Genomic DNA, 6,748 nt, shown 5'->3' on the forward strand with positions numbered 1-6,748 from the left:
GCATTATTCCACCTCGGCATGTTGTGTATCTGCTGCATGCTGTTTTTTTGTAGGGAATAGATCATCTAAAGAGCATGCATGCCCCTGCTTCTGGAAAGCCATAACTATTAACCTGCAGTCATTTAAACTTGGCGTTCTGATTCCTAATTCATAATTAGCAATGCGCGAAGCACCCCACCCTAAAATACTGGCTAACTTTGCCTGTGATAGACCAAGCTGCCTTCTGCTTTTTGCGATATTGTTCATTCTCAGTCCTCCAAATATTAATATACATTAAACACAATATGTGATTATATTGCAATCACAAATTGTTTAATTACAAACAACACGTTTTGTGTTAAAAAATACATATGAAAAACATCAATGAACTTATCGGTCAAAGACTAAGATCCCTCCGTGAAAACAAAGGGATTAGCCAGGCACAGCTTGCACGTATGTGCGGGTATTCTTCTGCATCTAGAATTGGAAACTATGAGCTAGGTGAAAGAAAAATTGGTGCTGATGACGCAGTGGTCATTAGCCGCGCATTGGATGTGTCTCCCGCAGAGTTAATGTTTGGAGATTCCGCAGGTCATATAGTGCGCATGTTTGAGTATCCATTATTTTCAAAAATTCAGGCTGGAGCGTTCACTGAAAATAGTAACGCCTACACTAGGAGCGACGCTGCTGCATGGATACCCACTGCTAAAAAAGCAAGTGATAGCTCATTCTGGCTGGAAGTCGAAGGACATTCAATGACAGCGCCACAAGGAGGCCGTCCAAGCTTCCCTGAAGGCATGTTGATACTAGTTGACCCTGAACAAGAGGTTAAGTTTGGGGACTTTTGCATCGCTCGCTTGATGAACGATGAATTTACATTTAAGCGATTGATACGAGAGGGTGAACGTGAATATCTTGAGCCATTGAACCCTAGATTTGAGATGATACCGATTAATGGTAACTGCCAGATTATAGGCAAAGTGGTTAAGTCTCAGTGGCCTGACGACACGTTTTAGAACAATAAATACATATCAATCTTTTTTCTATAAGCCCTCGCTGCCTGTGTAGGGCTTTTTTCATTTCTCACATAAACCTAAATTTATCAAATAGTTAATCACAAAAACAAAAATAATCACATTTTGTTGTTGACATAAATACACGATTAGTGATTAATATAATCACACAAAACGTGATTAACACCAAGTAGTCATAGTGATAATTAATTTGAGGTTCAAAAAATGCCGACTATACATTATGCGCCAAATACGAACGTACTTAAACCTGATATCCGTACAGGTCTGTTTAAGTTCTGCTTCTTTGCTGTAAAGCATAGTGATCTACAAGCTAAAGCCGAACGCAAAGAAGTTTATGCAACTGATTTGAAATCAGCAAAATTACAACTTGTTCGTGATTATGTTTTATCACTGGCATCACAAACACCTGTAGGAGTCGTGACATGTCACACGAAATTAAATTAGAAAACAACGCAAAAAAAACATGTGAATACGATTGTGACAATACAAGCATTGAAACTCACAATGACATTTGCGAACAGGCAAATTTAATTATTCAAAATGTAGACATCAGTTTAGCCAAAGATAAATCATCGCGCCGACTTCTAGAGCACGATGCATTATTGATCCACTTGATGGAAACTATTTTCCCTGAGCTAATAAATGACCATGATATTTTATTTAAAGTTCAATCTTGGATGTCTCATTTACATCGCCCGTCTTGGTTTGAAAGAAGTGAATTGAAAAAGGAGAATAATCATGAGTGATCTAACCATATATTCACCTTCTACCGAGAGTAAGCATTCTAATTTACATAAAACTGCATTATGTGCTCAAAGGTACACCAGAGAATTAAAGTTAGAAATGCAGCCATTATTAAATAAGCTATTCACAAGCTACCCTAAAGAAGCAGGTAGATTTATTGGGTTAATTAATGAGATTGATTTAATGACTAGCGCAACCTTAGCAGGAATAGAGCACGCACTGAAAATGGATTAATTATGAACACTACAACTTATAATGCAATAACTATTAGTAAAATTAACAATATGCCCCCCCCTAAATACATTGATGAATTTTTGCAACATCACGGTAAGTGGGAATGTAAAATATATAAACTAGTAGATGGTGACTATCAATTAGTAAGTTCATTTTTCAACTATGAAAATGCATCAAGTGAAGCTAAAGAAATAATGAATCAATTACCAAAAATGAAAGGGCGAATTATCGCTTTTTTAAAATTAAGGAAATAATATGAACAATAAATTTGAAGCAATTGAAAAAGCATCTAAAGGTGAAATCACCATTGAAATGCGCCCTGTATATATCATTAATGGCGCTAAGCGTGCTTATCTTAGCGAACGTTCTGCATTGAATAAGCTTTCTAGCATCATTGCTGAGCGCGAAGTCAGAAAGCAAGGCTTTGAAACAAACTATGAAGATATTCCTGTAACATTGGAGGATGGCACTACCGCGGTCAAGCGCGGTGAACCAACTGAATATTTTATGGGTGTTAAAGAAGGCATTCTTATCGTTTTGCATGAACACCTGAAAAAAGAAAAACAAATAATTAAATTACAAGAAGAATATGCAAAAGCAGTTGTAGACCATTCTATATTAGATGATAAAGTTGAATTATTACGCAAACAATTGCAAACAGCCATAGATAATAGAAAGAAACTTTAAAATCCAATTTAAATAGAATTAATTTTAAATCAGCGCCAATGCTGAAGGAATCCCTTTATCTAAATTCAGGAATAAGAAAATGGAAAAGTTAACTTTATTAGATAAGAGAAGAAAACATTTTATTGATGCAATCTTTGATTATCTAAAAAGTAAAAAGAAAGCTTCAATATTCGAGCGAACTGTTGATGGTATTAAATACCGAGTTGATTTAGACGCTGAGGTATTAAAGCAATCATTAATCAATTTATACGAAAATAACATCTGCCGTAAAGAAGCAGGAGCAACCGACCAGCAAATAATCAAAGTCTACGATAGTTTTTACAATAAGCACGGAAAGCTAACCGATGAAGGCAAAGAATTCATTAGTGATATTACTTTGCTCATTGCTGAACATTTACATCAAAAGGAAGTGAATAAATGAAATTAACTTATTTAAACATCGCCAATCAAGCAGCGGAAGCCGAACGTGAAGGTGATTATTTAAAAGCTGTCCACTTATGGAATAGAGCCAAGAGTCTGGCGAAAAGTGAAAGCGATTTCGAATGGGCTGATTATCGTTCTAGCCATAATTCAAAGCGCAGTACTTTATTGAACCGCGCCATTGAATATGAATTTAAAAAACAAGAACAAAGTAAAAAGTCAAAAGAGAGAGCGGCGCTAAAAAAAGAAGCTGAATTACTGGAGGCCAATATTAATAAAACTTCGGAGGTAGGCTGTGAGTAACTTTGAACATTATATGAATACTGGCAAGTCACTTGAAGATAGAAAGTTATATCGACGTGCCTCTGAGCAATATAACAAAGCTTTTTACATTGCCATGCCACCAGTAAATGGCGCGTTAAGTGATCAGCAGAAAATAAGCAGTCAAGCAGCTGACCGTTGTTTATCTAAAGCAAAAATTAAAGTAACGGAGAGTTATTTATGAATGATTTAATTAGCACTAATGCATCAATGACCTCAGAAGAAATTTCAGACCTAGTGGGAAGTCGCCATGACAAAGTTAAACAATCAATTGAGCGACTAGCAGACCGAGGAATAATAACTTTACCCCCAACGGGGGAAAAGCCTACAGCAGGCAGAACTAGCACTTATTATTTGTTTTCAGGCGAAGAAGGTAAGCGAGACAGCATTATTGTGGTAGCTCAGCTTTGTCCTGAGTTTACAGCTCGACTAGTTGACCGCTGGAAAGAACTCGAAAATGAGCGAAGTAAACCTAAGTCACAAGCAGAGCTAATCGCTGCTATGGCTATCGCAAACCTTGAAAGTGAACGCCGTATATCCAGCGTAGAGTACAAAGTTGAGCAGGTGCATGAAGTTGTCGAGCAAATTAAGCAAGGCACTATTCCTGCAGGTTGGATCGGTTATTCACTGGCAAAAACAAAATCAGGCATGACTATTGATAAGTGTAAGACGCTTGCCAAGCAATACAACATTCGCAAAGACCAAATAACCATTCTTACACCAGAAGGGATGCCTAGGCCTATGGTCATCATCCATGAGGCTGACTTCATGGCGGCAATGAAACACATGATGAACGAAGCAGAAAATCGCGGAACTCGTTGGTATCACCCGAAAATGGGATTGTTTCAGGCAATTGGCTGGGAGGCTAAATAATGAAGACTAAATTACCACATATTGATGCTGACCTAATCCGCGCTGCTTTAGCTTTGATATCCGTAAATGATGACCCGCGCATGCTAACAAAGGTTGTTCACATTAATAACCAGTACATAGAAGCAACTAACGGGCATGCATTGATCAGAATGAAGCATAACGCAGAGTTCGACCAGGATGTTGCTGTTCAGTTTGTATATTCAGTACCTGATGAGGCAGAGTTTCTTGATATCAATAGCCATGATGATGGAAGCCACACTGTTACTTATTACCGTCAGGATCGGGATGAAGAGTTTAGGCCATTTGAGAAATCAGAATTAGTTCTCATGCAAGAACGTTATCCCGATCTTAGTAACTTGCTGGACTGTAAACATAAAGAGGGGAAAACACCTTACATAGCATCCGTCTATTTAGCTCTACCTTATTTAATGTTTGGCAGAGGTAGCGTTGATGTATTGCCTAGCGAAGACTTTCGTTCCGTGTTGTTTTCTATGGATGCCTTAACATCAGAAATATATGGTGAGCCCATTTTAATCACTATGGCCATGGAAAAGGATATCCACAAATTATCTCAATCTTTACGTGACCAGATTATGGGGATTGACTAATGAAAATTGAATATATCGCTAGCGAAACAGGCAACACAGCCAAAGTAGTAATCCTATCTTTCATTACTGAACGTAGAAAACTAAATCGCTTAATTGATACCGCCCTACTTCGTGCGCCAGTTCATGAATTATCTACTGGTTTCTTTTTTCGAGTCACTACGATTTATGGCAAAACAAACCACGTTCTACGCGCTTACAAAACCATTTGCAAGGAGGCAAAAAAGTGATTGAACAAGATAGCACTGAACATGAAATGGTTGATTACGATGATGTGATCGTTCGGGTTACTCACTATGTGGATGACGGTTGCGATTGGACGGCTCGAATTATTCACGGGATCAGACAAAGCTGTTATATCAGGATGGGTATATGCCCTCCTCTACCGCCAGCACCACAAATCGTTGCACCTAAATTAATCCCGATCACCAAAAAGAAAAAACGCGCAAGGAAGGTGAAAGATGAGCAATAACCCTTTAATTATCGATGCTCTTGAAGAAGTGGGTCCATGTGATATCGATACGCTTGCTTTGCATATGGATCAAAGCGCCCAAGTTGTTAATGCAATGATTACCAATCAAATGCGAAAAGGTGCGGTAAAGTTGGTTAATGGTATGTATCAACTTACTAACCAGCCAGAGCCAAAAGTAAATAAGAGCCCTATTGCTTCAAAATTTTCATGTCAGGCTAGTGATGAGCGCCCTAAGATTGAAATCTTAAGAGAGGTTTTACAGCAAAGCTCACTCGCTATGACTGCTGCAGAACTAGCTAAAGCAACTGGAGATTCGGCAAATAACATTGGCGGGCGTTTAAAAACTGATATCAAAAATGGAAATGTGGTTAGTCAGGTAAAAAACGGCTCAAGAGTTTACCAGTGGGTTGAAGCTAAAGAGGAGAAATCGCCCCTTTTAGAAGAGACCTCCGACAAACAATTGATATCACTTAATTCTGTCACAAAGCCAGAATTTAAAGGTGAGAAAAATCACCTTATACCAGAACAGCACATCTCCGTTTCAAACGGAACCCTGAACGTACCAAACAGTAAACAACTACGTGCTGAACTGGTAAAAATTGATGATGAGTTGATTCAGATAAACAACCGCATGGGCGAATTAACAAAAACCCGTCAATGCAAAAGTGAAATGTATGAGTTAGTTGTGAAGCTTGAGGGGTTAATGGAGGTGGGCAATGACAACGCTTGATTTTAACCTCGTCAGTATCATTAAAAATGCAGGTGGTGATCCTGGTGATGTAACTGAGGCTGTTTGGGACGCTGGTTATCAGAGAATGGATTTTACCACAGACGAAATTATTGAGATGACCACCAGCCAGATAGCTGATTGTGTTTATTATGGCGTCCCGCAAAATGTATGGCCAAAAACAGTTGAAAGTCTCAGCAAGGGGAACCTAAACACAATAATTGATGACGCTATGTCGCTGGGTATACCCGCTGAAGTTGCGGCAATGGTGTTAAGAAATGGGTATGTGAAAGGGGGTGATAAGTGATTGCAATGAATACAGCGTTTCTTCTCATGGCTGAATTCGGTACATCACAAATACCTCTGGCCGATATTGCGGAGAAATATTTAAAAATGAGTACAACTACGGCTGAAAGGAAAGCTAATGCAGGTGAGTTGCCAATACCGACATATAGACTAAATAACAGCCAAAAGTCACCCAGAATGATCCACGTTAACGACTTGGCAGCTTACATAGACAAGCAACGTAACGATGCAATTACTGAGTTCAATAGAACCAGATAATAAAAAAGGTGCTGACTTCCAGCACCCCTATAGCACCCCTTTAATACATAACATACTGTTTTTAAATAAAGTGCGCTCCATTGTGGAT

General features: G+C 38.6%; 17 protein-coding genes. 16 read left to right on the forward strand and 1 reads right to left on the reverse strand.

Annotated features, from left to right (window positions below; genetic code table 11):
• Positions 1 to 3: 3 nt before the first annotated feature.
• Complete coding sequence (locus PR808_RS01735) at positions 4 to 246, reverse strand: helix-turn-helix transcriptional regulator (RefSeq protein ID WP_272538568.1); 243 nt, start codon at positions 244 to 246, stop codon at positions 4 to 6.
• A 104-nt stretch (positions 247 to 350) separates the two neighbouring features.
• Between PR808_RS01735 and PR808_RS01740 the strand changes: the two genes are divergently transcribed.
• The 16 genes from PR808_RS01740 (at position 351) to PR808_RS01815 (ending at position 6,660) form a co-directional block, all read left to right on the forward strand.
• A complete protein-coding gene (locus tag PR808_RS01740; RefSeq protein ID WP_272538569.1) occupies positions 351 to 995 on the forward strand; it encodes a LexA family protein in 645 nt (214 codons plus the stop codon).
• 222 nt (positions 996 to 1,217) lie between these two features.
• Positions 1,218 to 1,457 carry a host cell division inhibitor Icd-like protein gene (locus PR808_RS01745; protein ID WP_272538570.1) on the forward strand — a complete coding sequence of 80 codons (240 nt, stop codon included), beginning with the start codon at positions 1,218 to 1,220 and terminating at the stop codon, positions 1,455 to 1,457.
• A complete protein-coding gene (locus PR808_RS01750; protein ID WP_272538571.1) occupies positions 1,436 to 1,759 on the forward strand; it encodes a hypothetical protein in 324 nt (107 codons plus the stop codon). The genes PR808_RS01745 and PR808_RS01750 overlap by 22 nt, the downstream gene beginning before the upstream one ends.
• Positions 1,752 to 1,991, forward strand: a complete 240-nt coding sequence (locus PR808_RS01755) for a hypothetical protein (protein WP_272538572.1) — start codon at positions 1,752 to 1,754, stop codon at positions 1,989 to 1,991. Before PR808_RS01750 ends, PR808_RS01755 begins: the two co-directional genes overlap by 8 nt.
• Positions 1,992 to 1,993: 2 nt before the next feature.
• Positions 1,994 to 2,245 carry a hypothetical protein gene (locus PR808_RS01760; RefSeq protein WP_272538573.1) on the forward strand — a complete coding sequence of 84 codons (252 nt, stop codon included), beginning with the start codon at positions 1,994 to 1,996 and terminating at the stop codon, positions 2,243 to 2,245.
• A 1-nt stretch (position 2,246) separates the two neighbouring features.
• Positions 2,247 to 2,678 (forward strand): hypothetical protein, encoded by a 432-nt coding sequence (locus PR808_RS01765; RefSeq protein WP_272538574.1) that lies wholly within the window; start codon positions 2,247 to 2,249, stop codon positions 2,676 to 2,678.
• Between the two features lie 79 nt (positions 2,679 to 2,757).
• Complete coding sequence (locus tag PR808_RS01770; RefSeq protein ID WP_272538575.1) at positions 2,758 to 3,099, forward strand: hypothetical protein; 342 nt, start codon at positions 2,758 to 2,760, stop codon at positions 3,097 to 3,099.
• Entirely contained in the window at positions 3,096 to 3,401 is a 306-nt protein-coding gene (locus PR808_RS01775; protein WP_272538576.1) for an ANR family transcriptional regulator, read from the forward strand. The genes PR808_RS01770 and PR808_RS01775 overlap by 4 nt, the downstream gene beginning before the upstream one ends.
• Entirely contained in the window at positions 3,394 to 3,603 is a 210-nt protein-coding gene (locus tag PR808_RS01780; protein WP_272538577.1) for a hypothetical protein, read from the forward strand. Before PR808_RS01775 ends, PR808_RS01780 begins: the two co-directional genes overlap by 8 nt.
• Positions 3,600 to 4,292, forward strand: a complete 693-nt coding sequence (locus PR808_RS01785) for a Rha family transcriptional regulator (RefSeq protein ID WP_272538578.1) — start codon at positions 3,600 to 3,602, stop codon at positions 4,290 to 4,292. The genes PR808_RS01780 and PR808_RS01785 overlap by 4 nt, the downstream gene beginning before the upstream one ends.
• An 80-nt stretch (positions 4,293 to 4,372) precedes the next feature.
• Positions 4,373 to 4,900: a hypothetical protein gene (locus PR808_RS01790; RefSeq protein ID WP_272538579.1), complete on the forward strand. Its 528-nt coding sequence runs from the start codon at positions 4,373 to 4,375 to the stop codon at positions 4,898 to 4,900.
• Positions 4,900 to 5,127: a hypothetical protein gene (locus PR808_RS01795; RefSeq protein WP_272538580.1), complete on the forward strand. Its 228-nt coding sequence runs from the start codon at positions 4,900 to 4,902 to the stop codon at positions 5,125 to 5,127. The genes PR808_RS01790 and PR808_RS01795 overlap by 1 nt, the downstream gene beginning before the upstream one ends.
• The gene (locus PR808_RS01800; protein WP_272538581.1) at positions 5,124 to 5,369 is read left to right on the forward strand and encodes a hypothetical protein; all 246 of its coding nucleotides are present in this window, start codon (positions 5,124 to 5,126) and stop codon (positions 5,367 to 5,369) included. Before PR808_RS01795 ends, PR808_RS01800 begins: the two co-directional genes overlap by 4 nt.
• On the forward strand, positions 5,359 to 6,099 hold the full coding sequence (locus PR808_RS01805) for a hypothetical protein (protein WP_272538582.1): 741 nt from the start codon (positions 5,359 to 5,361) through the stop codon (positions 6,097 to 6,099). The genes PR808_RS01800 and PR808_RS01805 overlap by 11 nt, the downstream gene beginning before the upstream one ends.
• Positions 6,086 to 6,403 (forward strand): hypothetical protein, encoded by a 318-nt coding sequence (locus tag PR808_RS01810; protein WP_272538583.1) that lies wholly within the window; start codon positions 6,086 to 6,088, stop codon positions 6,401 to 6,403. Before PR808_RS01805 ends, PR808_RS01810 begins: the two co-directional genes overlap by 14 nt.
• 5 nt (positions 6,404 to 6,408) lie before the next feature.
• Positions 6,409 to 6,660, forward strand: a complete 252-nt coding sequence (locus PR808_RS01815; RefSeq protein WP_272538585.1) for a pyocin activator PrtN family protein — start codon at positions 6,409 to 6,411, stop codon at positions 6,658 to 6,660.
• The last annotated feature ends 88 nt before the right edge of the window (positions 6,661 to 6,748 follow it).

The sequence above is a fragment of the Providencia sp. PROV197 genome, assembly GCF_028479625.1.
In the GTDB taxonomy this organism is placed as follows: Bacteria; Pseudomonadota; Gammaproteobacteria; order Enterobacterales; family Enterobacteriaceae; genus Providencia; species Providencia vermicola.